Origin of the sequence: Corynebacterium kalinowskii (assembly GCF_009734385.1) — a bacterium.
Taxonomy (GTDB): domain Bacteria; phylum Actinomycetota; class Actinomycetes; order Mycobacteriales; family Mycobacteriaceae; genus Corynebacterium; species Corynebacterium kalinowskii.
In genome coordinates, this window is sequence record NZ_CP046452.1 from 786,046 (window position 1) to 801,319 (window position 15,274).

16 protein-coding genes and 1 tRNA gene are annotated in these 15,274 nt (G+C 60.3%); 11 read left to right on the top strand and 6 right to left on the bottom strand.

Features of this window, described 5'->3' with window-relative positions:
• Together CKALI_RS03705 and CKALI_RS03710 are read left to right on the top strand one after the other, a co-directional pair.
• Positions 1–798: a serine hydrolase domain-containing protein gene (locus CKALI_RS03705; protein WP_156192017.1), complete on the top strand. Its 798-nt coding sequence runs from the start codon at positions 1–3 to the stop codon at positions 796–798.
• A 154-nt stretch (positions 799–952) separates the two neighbouring features.
• The gene (locus CKALI_RS03710) at positions 953–1,273 is read left to right on the top strand and encodes a hypothetical protein (protein WP_156192018.1); all 321 of its coding nucleotides are present in this window, start codon (positions 953–955) and stop codon (positions 1,271–1,273) included.
• Here the strand turns inward: CKALI_RS03710 and CKALI_RS03715 are convergent.
• Positions 1,270–1,518 (bottom strand): acyl carrier protein, encoded by a 249-nt coding sequence (locus CKALI_RS03715; RefSeq protein ID WP_156192019.1) that lies wholly within the window; start codon positions 1,516–1,518, stop codon positions 1,270–1,272. The two genes, CKALI_RS03710 and CKALI_RS03715, sit on opposite strands and share 4 nt — an antisense overlap.
• A 70-nt stretch (positions 1,519–1,588) precedes the next feature.
• Here CKALI_RS03715 and CKALI_RS03720 point away from each other — a divergent pair, with 70 nt between their 5' ends.
• Complete coding sequence (locus tag CKALI_RS03720) at positions 1,589–2,533, top strand: alpha/beta fold hydrolase (protein ID WP_231580548.1); 945 nt, start codon at positions 1,589–1,591, stop codon at positions 2,531–2,533.
• A 67-nt stretch (positions 2,534–2,600) separates the two neighbouring features.
• On the opposite strand, the gene aceE is transcribed toward CKALI_RS03720, so the two are convergent.
• On the bottom strand, positions 2,601–5,348 hold the full coding sequence (aceE, locus tag CKALI_RS03725) for a pyruvate dehydrogenase (acetyl-transferring), homodimeric type (protein WP_156192020.1): 2,748 nt from the start codon (positions 5,346–5,348) through the stop codon (positions 2,601–2,603).
• Positions 5,349–5,675: 327 nt separating this feature from the next.
• On the opposite strand from aceE, the gene CKALI_RS03730 reads away from it, so the two are divergent.
• Together CKALI_RS03730 and CKALI_RS03735 are read left to right on the top strand one after the other, a co-directional pair.
• A complete protein-coding gene (locus CKALI_RS03730) occupies positions 5,676–6,101 on the top strand; it encodes a DUF3052 domain-containing protein (RefSeq protein WP_156192021.1) in 426 nt (141 codons plus the stop codon).
• Positions 6,102–6,178: 77 nt separating this feature from the next.
• A tRNA-Val gene (locus tag CKALI_RS03735) sits at positions 6,179–6,251 on the top strand.
• Positions 6,252–6,310: 59 nt separating this feature from the next.
• Here the strand turns inward: CKALI_RS03735 and CKALI_RS03740 are convergent.
• Complete coding sequence (locus CKALI_RS03740; RefSeq protein WP_156192022.1) at positions 6,311–7,180, bottom strand: DUF1963 domain-containing protein; 870 nt, start codon at positions 7,178–7,180, stop codon at positions 6,311–6,313.
• Positions 7,181–7,210: 30 nt separating this feature from the next.
• Between CKALI_RS03740 and cbiB the strand changes: the two genes are divergently transcribed.
• The gene (cbiB, locus tag CKALI_RS03745) at positions 7,211–8,155 is read left to right on the top strand and encodes an adenosylcobinamide-phosphate synthase CbiB (RefSeq protein WP_156192023.1); all 945 of its coding nucleotides are present in this window, start codon (positions 7,211–7,213) and stop codon (positions 8,153–8,155) included.
• Here cbiB and CKALI_RS03750 read toward each other — a convergent pair.
• From CKALI_RS03750 to CKALI_RS03760, 3 genes are read right to left on the bottom strand one after another with little or no spacing between them, the layout of a single operon-like run.
• A complete protein-coding gene (locus CKALI_RS03750) occupies positions 8,069–8,914 on the bottom strand; it encodes an SURF1 family cytochrome oxidase biogenesis protein (RefSeq protein ID WP_156192024.1) in 846 nt (281 codons plus the stop codon). The two genes, cbiB and CKALI_RS03750, sit on opposite strands and share 87 nt — an antisense overlap.
• 16 nt (positions 8,915–8,930) lie before the next feature.
• Positions 8,931–9,461, bottom strand: a complete 531-nt coding sequence (locus tag CKALI_RS03755) for a low molecular weight protein-tyrosine-phosphatase (protein ID WP_156192025.1) — start codon at positions 9,459–9,461, stop codon at positions 8,931–8,933.
• Complete coding sequence (locus CKALI_RS03760; RefSeq protein WP_156192026.1) at positions 9,439–10,092, bottom strand: HAD-IA family hydrolase; 654 nt, start codon at positions 10,090–10,092, stop codon at positions 9,439–9,441. Before CKALI_RS03760 ends, CKALI_RS03755 begins: the two co-directional genes overlap by 23 nt.
• A 34-nt stretch (positions 10,093–10,126) precedes the next feature.
• On the opposite strand from CKALI_RS03760, the gene cobC reads away from it, so the two are divergent.
• The 5 genes from cobC to CKALI_RS03785 all read left to right on the top strand — a co-directional run bounded on the left by cobC (position 10,127) and on the right by CKALI_RS03785 (position 15,273).
• Complete coding sequence (gene cobC, locus CKALI_RS03765) at positions 10,127–11,140, top strand: Rv2231c family pyridoxal phosphate-dependent protein CobC (protein ID WP_231580525.1); 1,014 nt, start codon at positions 10,127–10,129, stop codon at positions 11,138–11,140.
• Positions 11,141–12,268: a Nif3-like dinuclear metal center hexameric protein gene (locus CKALI_RS03770; protein ID WP_156192028.1), complete on the top strand. Its 1,128-nt coding sequence runs from the start codon at positions 11,141–11,143 to the stop codon at positions 12,266–12,268.
• Between the two features lie 8 nt (positions 12,269–12,276).
• A complete protein-coding gene (locus CKALI_RS03775; protein WP_156192029.1) occupies positions 12,277–12,984 on the top strand; it encodes a zinc ribbon domain-containing protein in 708 nt (235 codons plus the stop codon).
• Entirely contained in the window at positions 12,981–14,087 is a 1,107-nt protein-coding gene (locus CKALI_RS03780) for a bifunctional RNase H/acid phosphatase (protein ID WP_156192030.1), read from the top strand. Before CKALI_RS03775 ends, CKALI_RS03780 begins: the two co-directional genes overlap by 4 nt.
• Positions 14,088–14,166: 79 nt before the next feature.
• The gene (locus tag CKALI_RS03785) at positions 14,167–15,273 is read left to right on the top strand and encodes an S-(hydroxymethyl)mycothiol dehydrogenase (RefSeq protein ID WP_156192031.1); all 1,107 of its coding nucleotides are present in this window, start codon (positions 14,167–14,169) and stop codon (positions 15,271–15,273) included.
• Position 15,274 lies beyond the last annotated feature (1 nt).

The window sequence follows — 15,274 nt, forward strand, 5'->3', positions numbered from 1 at the left end:
ATGAGTTTTCTTTCGGATTTGGAACAGTGGCCGGTAGACAACGTTTCTGCCGGCCTTGTTGGCGTGTCCAACGAGACTTTCGGTGACATTGATCGTGTGTACGAGCTCGCCAGCGTCACCAAGCTGCTCAGCGCCTATGGCTTCCTGGTCGCGCTGGAAGAAGGCGTCTTTGAGCTCGACACCCCCATGGGGCCTGCCACCGTGGAACACCTCCTGGCCCATGCATCGGGCGTTGGGTTTGCGACCCGCGAGTCCGAGCGCGCCCCGGAGGATCGGCGAATCTACTCTTCATCGGGATTTGAAATCCTTGCCGATGGCGTCGAAAAGCTCGCAGGCATCCCATTTCCTGACTACCTGCGCGAGGCAGTGTTTGAACCGCTCGGCATGGACGCGACGGAGTTTCACGAGTGGGCGGGCCACGGCGCGCGCTCTACGGTGCGAGACCTGCAGAAATTCGCAGCCGAGCTCCTCGAACCGCGCCTCATTAGCGCCACGACGCTTCACGACGCCTGCAGTGTTCATTACCCGGACCTAGCGGGCATCGTGCCGGGCTATGGCCGACAGGTACCTTGCCCGTGGGGACTCGGTTTTGAAATCAAGGGGAAGAAATCTCCACACTGGACTGGGCCTTCGATGCCGGAGGACCTAGTCGGACACTTCGGTCAAGCAGGAACTTTCCTGTGGGCACACCCTGTGACCGGCCAAGCATGTGTGGTGCTGACCAACCGTCTGTTCGGTGATTGGGCCAAGCCGTTGTGGTCGGAGTTTAACGAAAAGCTCTGGTTAACCCTGAACTAAAGCTTCAATAAATGGGGGAGTCAACCCTAGCTTGAGGGTTGCCGGTGTGAAGTGTGGTGCGCAACAATGCGGGTGTTGCTTCAAGTTGTTGCGCGAGTCCGTTGGGGAAGACGTTCTCGTCTTAACGCACAAACACTTTCTTGAAGGACACCACGTGACTACGTTTATTAACCTCGCACCCGTTGCTTGCACTGCGGTGCTTCGTATCGACGACCTCCCACGCCGGCTCCGGCCAGTGGTGGAGGAGCTTATGTACGCGTACATTCCAAGCGCTTCCGAGTTGGAAATCCCGGGCATCGACCCGCTCGAGGCCACCTGGTTTACCCGCTGGGAACGCAGCGCAGATGTAGCTGGCGCCGTGAGCACTCGACAAGTGATTACGGGACTGGACAGCGAACTTGCTGACTTCGGCGCCGCCCTCGACAAGCTCCGCGCCACAACGGGATTTAGCGCCGAGCTCAGGCTCGTGGATTAGTCGGTCTTGTTGGCGTCGATGAAAGCCACCACGTCGGCGACAGTACGGAACTTTGCAGCGTCAGCATCGCTGATATGCACACCGAACGCATCCTCGGCGCGCACTGAAATCTCTACAATGGAAAGCGAATCCACGGCCAGGTCGGACACGATGTCCGACTCGAGGGTAATGTCCTCAGCATCGTAGCCAGTGCTCTCGACGATGATATCGCGAAGCATGGCAAATGTACTCTGAGACTCAGTCATGTGAGAACTCCTCATCCGGACGAAATGTTGACCATTCAAGAATACCCATAGAGAGTAGATATCCTTGGCTGTGCCCCAATTCGTCGTTCGCTTTCTGCAAGGACTTACCCCCAGCAGCTCCGATACGCCAGGTCTGGCAGGGCTGTGTCAGAGCGGGCAGGTGGCGTCGACAAGCGTGCCCGTAGCAACCTACGTCGCGGGGCCGGATGACGCGCCCATTACCGTGGTCTTCGTCCACGGCTTCACCCTGGCCGCCGAATGCTATTTCCTCCAAGTGCAACACCTGGTGGACAACCATCCCAACGTGCGCAGCGTGCTGCTCGACCTGCGCGGACACGGGCAGACCGGGGAAGTCACGCCCGAGGAATGCACCATCGAAGGCTCCGCCGACGACGTCCTCGCCGTCATTGATCAGCTAGTTCCGACCGGAGAAATCCTCTTGGTTGGCCATTCCCTCGGCGGACATGTCGTGCTCAATACCATTCGGCGCTGCTCCGAATCCGTGTTTCAACGCATCCGCGGCGTCATTCTGATTGCCACGTCCATCGACTCGCTCTCCGCCCAAGGAGCGCCACGACTGCTCACCACCAAGCTGGCAGACAAGGTCTACGACGCCATGGAAGGCACCCCCGAGGTGGTGACAAAGTTCCGCGACGACGTTGCCGACTTCCTCGCTCCGGCGCTCGCCGCAATGGTATTCAAGCGGATTAGCACGCCGTACAACCTGGTGAAATTCCATGCAGACATGATCCACAACACTCCGCTGTCCACGTTTGTCGGCTACTTCGACGACCTCGAAACACATTCCGAAGTCGCTGCCGCGGAACGCCTGGCACAGCTACCCGGTTTCGTGTTGGTGGGCAACGACGACCACGTCACCCCGCTTTCACAAAGCGAGCGGATTCTTGAGCTCTGGCCCCGCGCCGAGCTGCGGCACACCAACAAGTGTGGCCACATGATCATCCTCGAAGCGCCTGAGCTGGTGAACGAGGCTCTAGATGAATTGCTGGCATGAAAAACGCCCCTTATTGGCACGTCTACGCTAGGTAAACGTCCCAATAAGGGGCCTTAATCGAAGTTTCTTACACTGAGGTTGGATCCGTCAGGTTGAACTTCTTGGCAGCTTCAGCAGCGACCGACATGTCGATCTTGCCCTCGCGTGCCAGGCCTGCCAGCACAGCGACAACGACGGACTCAGCGTCGATGTTGAAGTAGCGGCGGGCAGCTGCGCGAGTGTCGGAGAATCCGAAACCGTCGGCACCAAGCACGGTGTAGTCACCTGGTACCCACTTGCGGATCTGCTCTGGCAGGGCAGTGGCGAAGTCGGTGACGGCCACGAATGGACCGGACACGCCGTCCAGCTGCTTGGTGACGAATGCAGGCTCCACAGGGGCCGCAGGATCACGCAGCTGCTCTAGATCACGGGCCTGGCCCTCGCGAGCCAGCTCGTTCCAGGAGGTGACAGAGAAGATGTTGGCCTTGACACCGAAGTCGTCGCGAAGCATCTCAGCTGCGCGCAGTGCCTGCTGCATGCCTATACCGGAGGCGAGGATGTTGGCCTCGTGGCCCGAACTTTCGCCAGCGGCGTACTTGTAGATGCCCTTGTGCAGGCCTTCGACATCCAGATTCTCTGGCTCTGCAGGCTGGGAGACTGGCTCGTTGTAGATGGTGAGGTAGTAGATCACGTTCTCGCCTCGGCCAGGACCGTACATGCGGTCAATACCTTCGCGAATCAGGTGAGCGATTTCGTACGCGAACGCTGGGTCGTAGGTCACAACGGCTGGGTTCGTGCTAGCCAGTACAGGGGAGTGTCCATCCATGTGCTGCAGACCTTCACCTGTGAGGGTGGTGCGGCCTGCGGTGGCACCGAGGAGGAAACCGCGGGCCATTTGGTCGCCGGCTGCCCAAATGGAGTCGCCGGTGCGCTGGAAACCGAACATTGAGTAGAAGATGTACAGCGGAATCATGGCGTGGCCGTGCGTGGCATAGGAGGTACCAGCTGCCATGAACGATGCCATCGAACCAGCTTCGTTGATGCCCTCGTGCAGGATGTGACCGTCCACTGCCTCGCGGTAGGAAAGCATGAGGTCATGGTCCACAGGCGTGTAGTTCTGGCCGTGTGGGTTGTAGATCTTCAGCGTTGGGAACCAGGAGTCCATGCCGAAGGTACGCGCCTCATCCGGGATGATTGGAACCAGACGCTCAGCCAGGTTCTTGTCCCGCATGAGTTCCTTGAAGGTACGCACGACAGCCATGGTGGTGGCAACCTGTTGCTTGCCGGAGCCCTTGCGCAGGGACTTAAGTTCGTCGATCGACGGTGCCTGAACAGGTTCGTAGGTGTCGCGACGCTCTGGTACGAAGCCACCGAGCTCCTTGCGACGCTCAATCAAGTACTTGATCTCCGGCGCGTCTGCACCTGGGTGGAAGTATGGCGGAAGGTAAGGATCCTTCTCCAATTCTTCGTCAGTGATTGGGATCTGCTGCTTGTCGCGGAACTGCTTGAGATCATCCAGCGTCAGCTTCTTCATCTGGTGGGTCGCGTTGCGTCCCTCAAAGTTGTGGCCGAGACCGTAACCCTTAATGGTGTGAGCCAGGATCACGGTTGGGCGATCAGTTTCTTCCATGGCGCGCTTGTACGCTGCGTAGACCTTGCGGTAATCGTGGCCACCGCGAGGCAGGTTCCAGATCTCCTCGTCGGTCATGTCCTCAACCAGCTTGGCGGTACGAGGATCGCGACCGAAGAAGTGCTCGCGTACGTAGGCGCCGTCGTTGGCCTTGAAGGTCTGGTAGTCGCCGTCTGGGGTGTTGTTCATGATTTCAACCAGGGCGCCGTCCTGATCCTTTTCCAGCAGGGCATCCCACTCGCGGCCCCAGACAACCTTGATGACGGACCAGCCGGCACCGCGGAAGAAGGACTCGAGCTCTTGGATGATCTGGGTGTTGCCACGAACCGGGCCGTCGAGACGCTGCAGGTTGCAGTTGATGACGAAGGTCAGGTTATTGAGGCCGTTCAGGGCGGCCATCTGGATCAGGCCACGGGACTCTGGCTCGTCCATTTCGCCGTCGCCAAGGAACGCCCAAACATGCTGCTGGGAGGTGTCCTTGATGCCGCGGTTGTGGAGGTAGCGGTTGAAGCGTGCCTGGTAGATGGCATCCATTGGGCCAAGGCCCATGGACACGGTTGGGAACTCCCAGAACTCCGGCATGCCGTGTGGGTGTGGGTAGGACGGGATGCCGCCCTGAGGGCGGGACACTTCTTGGCGGAAGCCGTCAAGGTCGTCCTCAGTCAAGCGACCTTCGAGGAATGCGCGAGCGTACATGCCTGGCGAAGCGTGACCCTGGAAGAAGACTTGATCGCCGCCACCTGGGTGGTCCTTGCCGCGGAAGAAGTGGTTGAAGCCTACTTCGTACAGTGGGGCAGCACCTGCGTAGGTGGAAATGTGGCCACCGACGCCAATGCCAGGGCGCTGAGCGCGGTGCACCATGATGGCAGCGTTCCAGCGCATCCAGCGGCGGTAGCGCTTTTCGACGGACTCGTCGCCTGGAAACTCTGGCTCTTGCGACGTCGGAATGGTGTTGACGTAGTCGGTGGAAGTCAGGGAAGGCAATTCCACACGCTTGGCGGTGGCGCGTTCCAGCAGGCGCAGCATGAGGTAGCGGGCGCGCTCTGGGTTGGACTCTTCCAGGAGCCCATCGAGTGAGTCCATCCACTCCTGCGTCTCTTCAGGGTCAGAGTCGTTCAGGTAGGACGCCACACCGTCACGGATGAGTGCGAAGTTGGTGTCGTCTGGTGAATGTCCACCGAATTTTGATTCAGCTGCGTCAGCCATGGCATTCCTTACGTTTTGTTTGCTTCATTCTGCATCGACTTTTCCCGCGGGAGACGGGGGCCGGTCTGTGTTCCAGGATACGGGTTTAGGGGTATGGACGTGAATAACTGCAAGGTTTGGGCAGGTAACGGCGGGTTAATTTACAAACTTTGCAATAGTTATGGGCGCATTTCACATCATTTTTGGTTGTGTTGGGTTGTGTGTGGTTGCCTTAAAATTCCCCGTTTGGTCTGTGCTTTTGCTACGGAGCTGGTATTTTCGACCATTGACATCAGTTTATGTACCGGAGCAATTGCATTCGGGCATTGTTACAGGAGGAAAATTACAGTGGCACACGTTCCGGGCGCGACCAAGCAAGGCGCCCAGGATTATGCTCAAGTGTTGGGCATCGAAGCAGGTCAAGTAGTTCAAGAACTCGGCTGGGATGATGATTGTGACCCAGCCATCAGCGAGGCAGTAGAAGACTGCATTGGTGAAGAGCTGCTTGATGAGGACACTGACGAAATCTGCGACGTTGTGCTGCTGTGGTGGCGAGAAGATGACGGTGACCTGGTCGACGGGCTCGTCGACGCCATTCGTCCGCTCTCCGATAACGGTCGTATTTGGCTGCTCACCCCAGGCGCTGGCCAGTCAGGCCACCTCGTGGCCGGCGAGATCGCCGAATCGGCGAAGCTTGCTGGTCTGATCCAGACCACGGCGACCCGTGTTGGCAGCTGGCAGGGCTCCTGCTTGGTCCAGCCAGGCAAGAAGTAAAACTGTCCGTTAGCTGGCGATTTTGAAGAATATCTTCATCATGATAATCTTCTTCGAGTCGCACAGCGACGAAACATGCGCCTTTAGCTCAGCTGGAAGAGCAGCTGGTTTACACCCAGCAGGTCGGCGGTTCGAGCCCGTCAGGGCGCACAGATGAAATGCTCCGGATCAGTGGATCCGGAGCATTTTTCTTTGCGCATTCGCGATACTTAGGTCTGCATGTACACCGCAGAGACCTTTGAAAAGTCCCGGACGGCGAGGTCCTTCTTCCTGATGAGGAAGTACACCTCTCCTTCGCCATCCTCCACATTGGCGTAGCACAAGAGGTTTACCCAATCTTCTGGCGTGGCATGGTCGATATAGCCTCGTGGATCTGACTGACACGGCACCGGAACGCCCAAGATTTGGTGGTGGCGCCATTCGGGCTCCACGAAGGCGCCGTCTTCTTCGCAGAACTGATCAAATTCTTCTTCGAACTCTGACAACGGATGTTCGCCGGCATCCATTTGTTCAAATAGGGGCTCGGTCTCAGGACACATAGATCCGCGCTGCGGCAACGTTACGCCAGCGAAGAGGGCGCTCGGCTTGGCAGGATAGGTCAAGTGATCCGCTCGCTCGGCCAGTTCCTTGGGGACATTAGCTGGAGCTAGTTCGGAGGTGTCGTGTTGATCCCACACCACGCGTACTGCTTCCGGACCTTCGAGGTAGGCACCTGCCAGGTGGTCAAAAAAGAACAATAGTCGGCCGGTCTCAGGCAATTGATCGGCGATGCGGCCCAGCCGGTGCGCCTCTGCGAGATCAATTTGGGCGAGGAACCACAGTGGAGAAGGTCCTTCAGGGAGTTCCTCAGGAGAAAGGTCGTAAGGGGCAAGCTTCGGGTGTTTCGACAGGTCAGCTCGTGGCCATTCGAAATGTGGTGGGACATCGGGAGCTCCGTCAATCCGCGTGCCACCGATTCGATCGTCCGTAACAGGCCGAATTCCGATTGCCGGGATGAGTTGGGCCATCGCGTGGTCGATCGCATGTGGCGGAAAGTAGTCTGCTGCGCAACTGCGTGCTTGAGATTCATTTTCAAACATGACTCCAAGTTAGCGACATAGGATAGATGCGTGCAGAACCTCGCAATACTGGCCGGTCTCGCCCTCGACAGGGTTGTGGGAGACCCGCAACGCCATCATCCGGTGGCCTACTTCGGATCTTTCGTGAGCCAGGCAGAAAGCAAGCTTTATCGCGATTCCAAGGCAGCTGGTGCATGTCTCGTCGCCCTCACGGTGACGCCGGTGGTGGCAGCCACCTACCTGGCGTATCGGAAAGCTCCCACCCTCACCACCGCAGTCACCCTGTGGATCGCCCTGGGCGGGCGCACACTGGAGAAGACAGGGATCAACCTGGCCAACGACTTGGACAGCGGTAACACCGATGCTGCGAGGGCCTGGATCCCGTGGTTGTGCTCCCGCGATCCACAGCAGTTGGATGAAGCCGGAATGGCCCGTGCCGCTGTCGAATCCATTGCGGAAAATACCTCCGACGCCGCGATTGCTCCCATCGTGTGGGCTGCTCTAGGTGGGGCACCAGCTGTGGCGTTCCATCGCTGCGTAAACACGCTGGATGCCATGGTGGGGTACCAGAGCGAGCGGTACCGGAACTTTGGGTGGGCGGCGGCCAAATTGGATGACGTGCTGGCATACCTGCCCGCGCGCCTGACGGCAGCGACCCATGTGGCGGTCGCGGCGTCGCGAAGCCGTGGTGGGCAGGCCATAACCGCGTGGAAACGTGACGCCCCGAAGCACCCGAGCCCGAACGCTGGGCCGGTGGAAGCCACGGCGGCCGGGGCGCTGGGCGTCCAGCTCGGCGGGGAGACCCATTACAGCTACGGGGTGGAACACCGACCGACCCTCGGCGCAGGGCCACAGCCGACCGTCCAGACGATCAGGGAAGCGGTGCTGCTCGCACAGCTCACCCAAGGGCTAGTAGCGCTCTTCGTCGTCGCGCTGCCACTTCACCTGGTGCGCCGACCCATAGCGACTGCGCTGCGGCGCCTCATCCGTCGCTAGCTCGGCCTGCTCGGCAGCTTCTCGACGCCGCTCCCGCAGCTCCGCATACACGAAATAGGCCAGTCCGACAGGAACAAGGATGCCGAATGCATACCACTGGATGCCATAGGACAGGTGCGGGCCGTTATCTAGCTGGGGGAGCGGGAAGGCAGTGAGAACCCCGGGCTGATCAGATGCGAGCTGAACGTAGTCCTTAGCCAACGGCTGACCAGTGAGTTTGCTGATCTCCTCGGTGTCGATGCCGGTGACCATCTCTCGGCCGGATTCAGAGGAAGGCGCGATGTGCGGGGTGGCTTCGTCCACGCGGGCGTAGCCGACGATCGTGACCTCGCCGGTAGGGGCGGCTGGGAAATCAGCCGGCAGTTTGCCGTTGTCAGGTCGGTCCCAGCCTCGGTTGACCAGCACTACTTCGCCAGTATCCAGTTGGAAAGGCGTCAGTGCGTGGTAGGCCGGGCCGGATTCCACGGGACGCACGCGCATGACCACTTCAGAGTCCGGGAGATAGTGGCCGCTCATGCGCACTCGCAGGTACTCGTTGTCGGGTGTGAGCTCACCACCAGGTCCAAAGACCTGGCCGAACGGGGCTGGTTCGCTGTCGAAGTGCTTCGCGATCAGCTCATTGCGGTGGCTGACGGTGGTGTTCTTATTGAGCTGCCACGGCGCCAACACGCTAATCGCCAGATAGGTGAAGACAATGATGATGACGAACGTGAAAATCCAGCCTGGTTGCAGGAAGGTTTTCCACACTTTGGGTTTCATAGTTACCCAAGTCTAGTCAGCGGGCAGATGCGCTCGCGAGCATGGTCTTGACCCAAGCCAGCATGCCTGGCACAGCGGCCTCGATCTGCGTGCGGGTGGTGGCGAAATCTTCTGGATCGCCGTAGTAAGGGTCCTCCACGTCCGCCTCTTCCGGGGAAGCAGGATCGAAAGAACGCAGCAAGCGAATTCGCTCGGGGAAAACTCCGCGCGCGGTGAGATCAGAGACGTGGCCGTTATCGAGGGCGACGAACAGATCTGCCGAGCGGTGGTTATCGCTGAGCTGTGCTGCGCGGTGCATCGAGCCGTCATGGCCGGCGTTACGCAGCTCAGCCACGGCGCGACGGTCGGCGCCCTGGCCGATGTGCCAGCCACCAATGCCGCAGGATCGAACGCGAACGTACTTGGTCAGCCCCGCATCCTCGATGGCGTCGCGGAAGATCACCTCAGCCATAGGGGAGCGACAAATGTTGCCTGTGCAAACAAAGACGACGTACAGGCTTTCGGTGCGTTCGGTGTCGAAGGAGTTAATGGCTGTGCGACCACTCATCAACAATGCTCTCTAACTGGGCTGGGGAGGCCGCCTCAAAAGCGGCCTGAGTACGTTCAGATTCAGTTCCGTATCCCCAGGCAACGGCCACTGTTCCGATTCCGAATTCTCGTGCGCCGTCGATGTCGTGGATACGGTCACCGACCATGAGGATAGCCTGTTCCTGCCCGCGAAGCTGCATTGAGTCCAACACGTGCGCAATAACTGCGGCCTTCGACTTGCGTTCCCCGTCCTCTTGCGCTGCGCCCATGAAGTCAAAGAAATCCCAAAAGCCGTGGTGCCGCAGGGCTTGTTCCGCAAAATACTCGCCCTTGGATGTGGCGGTGCACAGTCGGTAGCCGTGATCCTTAGCCCAGGAAAGAAACTCGTGCATGCCGGCAAATGGTGAGCTCATCTTCCAGCCAGTGTGGCCGTAGTGGTCCAGGTAGTGCGCCAGGGTCATGTAGGCGAGACCCGGCTCCATACCTAGCGACAACAGAGTATCGATCATCGGCGGGCCCGCGATCTGGGAGATGCGCTCCTCCGAAGGAATCGGCCAGTCGGCCTGCTCAAGGGCGTAGATGAAGCTCGCGCGGATGCCAGGGAAGGAATCGACGAGGGTGCCGTCGACGTCAATGAGGAGTGTATTCACGCACACCAGTCTGGCAGACAATAGAGTGGAGCGGGTGAGTGCCTTTGATCCCTACCGATTCCACGGCGATGAAGAAGCCATCGGTGCCAAGGTTGATTTCGCCGTCAACGTGCGCGGCAGCAAACCGCCTGAATGGCTCCAGCGCGTGCTTATCGACGCCATCGGTGACCTCGCCGAGTACCCATCAGCCACCGATGAAAAGCTAGCCCGGAAAGCTATCGCCGATCTGCACCAGGTGCCCGAAGACTCGGTGTTGCTGGTTGCCGGCGCATCGGAGGGGTTTGCCCTGCTGCCCAAGCTGCGCCCGGCCAGCGTCGACATCATCCACCCGGGTTTTACCGAACCCAACGTCGTGTTCGAAGAGTCCGGGATTCCGGTGCACAATCGGATTTTGCCGTCACCGTTCGAGCTGGACTTGCTCGTTGATCGTGGCACTGCGGACATGGTGGTCATCGGGAACCCGACTAACCCCACCGGCGTGGTTCACGCCAAAGAAGACCTGCTGGAACTCGGAGCTGGCCGGATCCTCGTGGTGGACGAAGCGTTCTTGGATGTCTCCGACGAGTCGGAAACCCTCACCCAGCTCGCCGCCCAGCAAGAAGACATCATCGTGCTCCGCAGCTTTACCAAGACGTGGGCCATCGCGGGGCTGCGCTGCGGTTATGTGATTGCGCATCCCACGGTCGTCGCCAAGCTTGCTCAAGGGCGTCCGCACTGGCCGCTGGGCACCTTGCAGTTGCGGGCACTGGCTGCGATCGCGATGAGTGCCGCCGATGAGGTGGAAAAAGAGCGGGGCATCATCGCAGCCGAACGGGTCACCATGACCGAGGCGCTGGGGCGCGCCGGGTTCGAGATTGCGTCCGCAACCCAGGCGCCGTATGTGCTGGTCAGGCCCCCGGGAGACGATCCGGAGGGGTTGCGGCAGCGACTGAAGGAAGCCGGCATCGCGATCCGACGATGCGATACTTTCCCTGGACTAGATTCGAGTTATTGGCGATTGGCGGTGCGCCCCGCCAATCAGGTGGCAAAACTGCTGAAGGAGCTTTAAGTGACCACAGTTGGCGATATTCGCGCCGTGTTGGACCAGGCCTACCCGCCGCACCTAGCGGAATCTTGGGACAAGGTAGGGCTGATCTGCGGCTCTCCAGAGGCAACCGTGACAAAGGTGGCTTTCGCGCTGGACTGCACCCAGGCCGTGGCTGAGCGGGCGGTGGAGATGGGCGTGCAGATGCTCGTCGTGCACCATCCACTGCTGCTCAAAGGCGTGACCTCAGTGGCCGCCGATACCCCGAAGGGCAAGGTAATCCACACCTTGCTCACTGGGGGAGTAGCGCTGTTCGCGGCGCACACGAACGCCGATTCTGCGCGACCAGGTGTCAACGATCGATTGGCTGAGTTGGTCGGGATCACCCCGGGTCGACCAATTCTGCCGAAGGCTGCCACCGGCACCGACAAGTGGGGAGTGATGGTGCCGACTGCCGATGTGGAAGCCGTAAAGGCTGCGATCTTCGCTGCGGGAGCGGGTGCCATCGGCGACTACAGCGAGTGCGCTTTCTCCTTCAGCGGCGAAGGACAATTCCGGCCTGACAACAATGCAAACCCAACTATCGGCAGCGTGGGCGAGCTGGAAAAAGTAGCAGAAACGCGGGTCGAGTTCGTCGCGCCGGTGACCGCGCGCAGGGAGATTCATGCAGCGCTGCTCGACTCACACCCATATGAAGAACCGGCGTTCGACTGTGTCACCATGGAGTCCTTTCCTGACCTTTCCACGGCCTGCGGCCTGGGGCGGGTCGGTGAGCTGCCTGAGCCAATCACCTTGCGTGAGTTCACCCAGCAGGTAGCCAACGCGCTGCCTGTCACGGAGTGGGGAGTGCGCGCCGCTGGGGACCCAGACCAAATGGTGCAGAAGGTGGCCGTATCCTCTGGCTCCGGCGACAGCTTCCTTGATGCCGTCACCTCGCTGGGCGTTGATGTGTACGTCACCTCTGACCTGCGTCATCACCCCGTGGACGAGTATCTGCGCGCCGGGGGACCCGCCGTGATCGACACTGCACACTGGGCCAGCGAATTCCCGTGGTGTGCGCAAGCAGCCGAGATCGTGGCGACGACCGGCGTGGCCACTGAAATAATCGACATCCGTACCGACCCGTGGACCCTGTCCGCACACGCCCAGTAGGAGAGAACATGAAGATCACTCAAGCAGAACAAAAGCTCCTCCTGGAGCTCGCCGACCTCGAGCGCACCCTGGACCTGGGCCTTACCTCTGGATCTGCGGAACGCACCGAGCTGGAGAAGCTGGAGAAGGAACGCGACCGGCAACGCGAAGTCGCCGCGTCCGCGCAGCTCAACGTTGCCGACGTTGAGCTGGACATTCGCCGCATCCAGGACGATATGGGCAAACTCAAGCGCCGCTTCGATGCCGACAAAGCGGGCCTCGGTGCCGCCACGGATGTCGATCAGCGCCGCGACCTCGAACACGACCTTGCCAACACGTCCCGCCGCATGTCCGACCTGCAGCAGGAGCTCAAAGAGGCCCACGACGAGATCGCCGCTATGCGCGCAAATGTGGATCGCCAAGGCGCGCTTCTCGACGACCTCGAGCGCAAAGTCGAATCTGCCGCACGCGCGGCAACCGCTGCCGAGGACGCGCATTCCGCGCAGGACGCCTCCACACGTGTCACCGAGCTGCGCGGGCACCTGTCTAACGAGATCCTGGCCGAGTACGACGATCAGCGCGGCATCTTCGGCGTCGGGGCGGCCGGCTTCCGGGGACGTTCCTGCGGTGGCTGCCACATTGTGCTCCCACCTGCTGCGCTGTCCGAAATCCGTGGGACCGCTGCCGACGAGATGCCACGCTGCCCTGACTGCGGCACGTTCCTGGTGCGCCTATGAAGCTGATCATTGAAGCCGACGGCGGGTCCAGAGGAAACCCTGGCATCGCTGGCTCCGGCACAGTTGTGTACTCCGCCTCGCGCGAAATCCTGCGGGAAATCGCCTACGTGGTGGGTAAAGCCTCCAACAACGTAGCCGAGTACCACGGGTTGCTGCGCGGGTTGGAAGCAGCCGCTGAGCTGGGAGCTACCGAAGTAGCGGTCTACCTGGACTCCAAGCTCGTGGTCGAGCAAATGTCAGGGCGCTGGAAAATCAAGCACCCCGACATGAAGGAGCTGGCACTTCAGGCGCAGCAGATCGCCCGCGGATTTGATTCGATCAGTTACACCTGGATCCCGCGCGAGAAGAACAAAAAAGCCGACGCTCTGTCCAACGTGGCGATGGATGCCTGCGCGGCGGGCAACCCAGTCGGAATATTGGCATCGGAATCGGAGCCCAAGGCGGAGCCTGTTTCGGAGCCCGTTGCAGAGTCAAAGCCGGACCCGAAGTGGAACGGGGCAGTAAGCCGGCCACTGCGCTTGCTGCTGCTTCGACATGGGGAGACGGCGATGAGCGTCGCGAAGCAATACAGCGGTTCCTCTGACCCAGCCTTGACCCCGCGCGGTGAAGAAATGTCCCAGCAGGTGGCTGCGCGCATTGCCTCACGTGGTGGTATCGACGCGATCGTGTGCTCGCCGCTTGGTCGCGCGCGCCAGACGGCCCAGTTCTGCGCTGATGCGCTGGGGTTGGACGTGCAAGTCATGGATGAATTGGTTGAGCTGGATTTTGGTGACTGGGAAGGTAAAACCTTCGCGGAGGTCATCGCGCAGGATGCTGAGCTGCACCAGAAATGGCTGGCAGACACGTCCATCGCTGCGCCAGGCGGAGAATCAGTCCAGGCGGTCAACCGAAGGGTGAAACGCGCACTAGACAAGCTGCGCGAACAGTACCCCCAAGGAAACGTGCTGGTAGTCAGCCATGTCACCCCGATCAAACTCCTGCTGCGGGCCGCGCTCGATGCCCCGACATCGATTGTCAACAAGATTCACTTGGACCTGGCATCCCTTTCGATCGCGGAGTTTTACGCCGACGGTCCGACCACAGTGAAGTTGATCAACGGGTAGCATTCCGGCGCTAAATTCAGCGCCCAGGTTCTTCGGTAGGGTGGTGGTGCCTTAGCCACGACACAATCGGAGACTTTTCATGACTCAGACCGTTTCAGCAATCATCGCCCGCACCAAGGGAGCCCCGGTAGAAAAGGTATCCATCGTGATTCCGGAACCGGGGCCGCACGATGTGGTGGTGAAGATCCAGGCCTGCGGAGTCTGCCACACCGACCTCGCCTACCGAGACGGCGATATCGAGGATGCCTTCCCGTTCCTGCTCGGCCATGAGGCCGCTGGCATCGTTGAGACTGTCGGAGAGTCCGTCACCCATGTCGCCGAGGGCGACTTTGTGGTGCTCAACTGGCGCGCCGTGTGTGGTGAGTGTCGCGCCTGCCGAAAGGGCGAGCCGAAGTACTGTTTCGCCACCCACAACGCCTCCCAGAAAATGACACTGGAGGATGGTACTGAACTTAAGCCGGCGCTCGGCATTGGTGCTTTCGCAGAAAAGACCCTGGTACACGAGGGACAGTGCACCAAGGTCAATCCGGAGGAGGATCCCGCGGTGGCCGGACTGCTCGGCTGTGGCGTCATGGCAGGACTCGGCGCTGCAGTGAATACCGGAGAAGTCGGCCGGGGTGATTCCGTAGCGGTGTTCGGTGTCGGTGGCGTCGGCATGGCGGCCATCGCAGGCGCCAAGCTCGCGGGCGCGACGACCATCATCGCTGTGGACCTTTCCGATGACAAGCTCGAGCTGGCTCGCCAATTCGGTGCCACCCACACCATCAATTCCTCTGGCGCCACTGGCACTGGCGATTCCGATTCCACCGTCGCCCAGATCCGGGAGTACACCGGCGGTTTCGGCGTGGACGTGGCCATCGATGCTGTCGGCCGCCCGGAGACGTGGACGCAAGCGTTCTACGCCCGTGACCTCGCCGGAACCGTGGTGCTGGTTGGTGTGCCGAACCCAACCTCGCGTATCGACGTCCCAGCCATCGATGTCTTTGGTCGCGGCGGCGCCCTGAAGTCCTCCTGGTACGGTGACTGCCTCCCTGAGCGAGACTTCCCGATGTACGTTGACCTGCACTTGCAGGGTCAATTCCCACTGGGTGATTTCGTCTCCGAGCGCATCGGATTGGACGAGGTCGAAGCTGCCTTTGACACAATGAAGACCGGCAAGGTCCTCCGATCAGTGGTAGTGCTGTAGC

Coding starts and splice junctions, on each gene's coding strand:
- CKALI_RS03705 (WP_156192017.1), top strand. CDS start 1: ATGAGTTTTCTTTCGGATTTGGAACAGTGGCCGGTAGACAACGTTTCT.
- CKALI_RS03715 (WP_156192019.1), bottom strand. CDS start 1,518: ATGACTGAGTCTCAGAGTACATTTGCCATGCTTCGCGATATCATCGTC.
- aceE (WP_156192020.1), bottom strand. CDS start 5,348: ATGGCTGACGCAGCTGAATCAAAATTCGGTGGACATTCACCAGACGAC.
- CKALI_RS03740 (WP_156192022.1), bottom strand. CDS start 7,180: ATGTTTGAAAATGAATCTCAAGCACGCAGTTGCGCAGCAGACTACTTT.
- CKALI_RS03750 (WP_156192024.1), bottom strand. CDS start 8,914: ATGAAACCCAAAGTGTGGAAAACCTTCCTGCAACCAGGCTGGATTTTC.
- CKALI_RS03755 (WP_156192025.1), bottom strand. CDS start 9,461: ATGAGTGGTCGCACAGCCATTAACTCCTTCGACACCGAACGCACCGAA.
- CKALI_RS03775 (WP_156192029.1), top strand. CDS start 12,277: ATGAAGATCACTCAAGCAGAACAAAAGCTCCTCCTGGAGCTCGCCGAC.
- CKALI_RS03780 (WP_156192030.1), top strand. CDS start 12,981: ATGAAGCTGATCATTGAAGCCGACGGCGGGTCCAGAGGAAACCCTGGC.
- CKALI_RS03785 (WP_156192031.1), top strand. CDS start 14,167: ATGACTCAGACCGTTTCAGCAATCATCGCCCGCACCAAGGGAGCCCCG.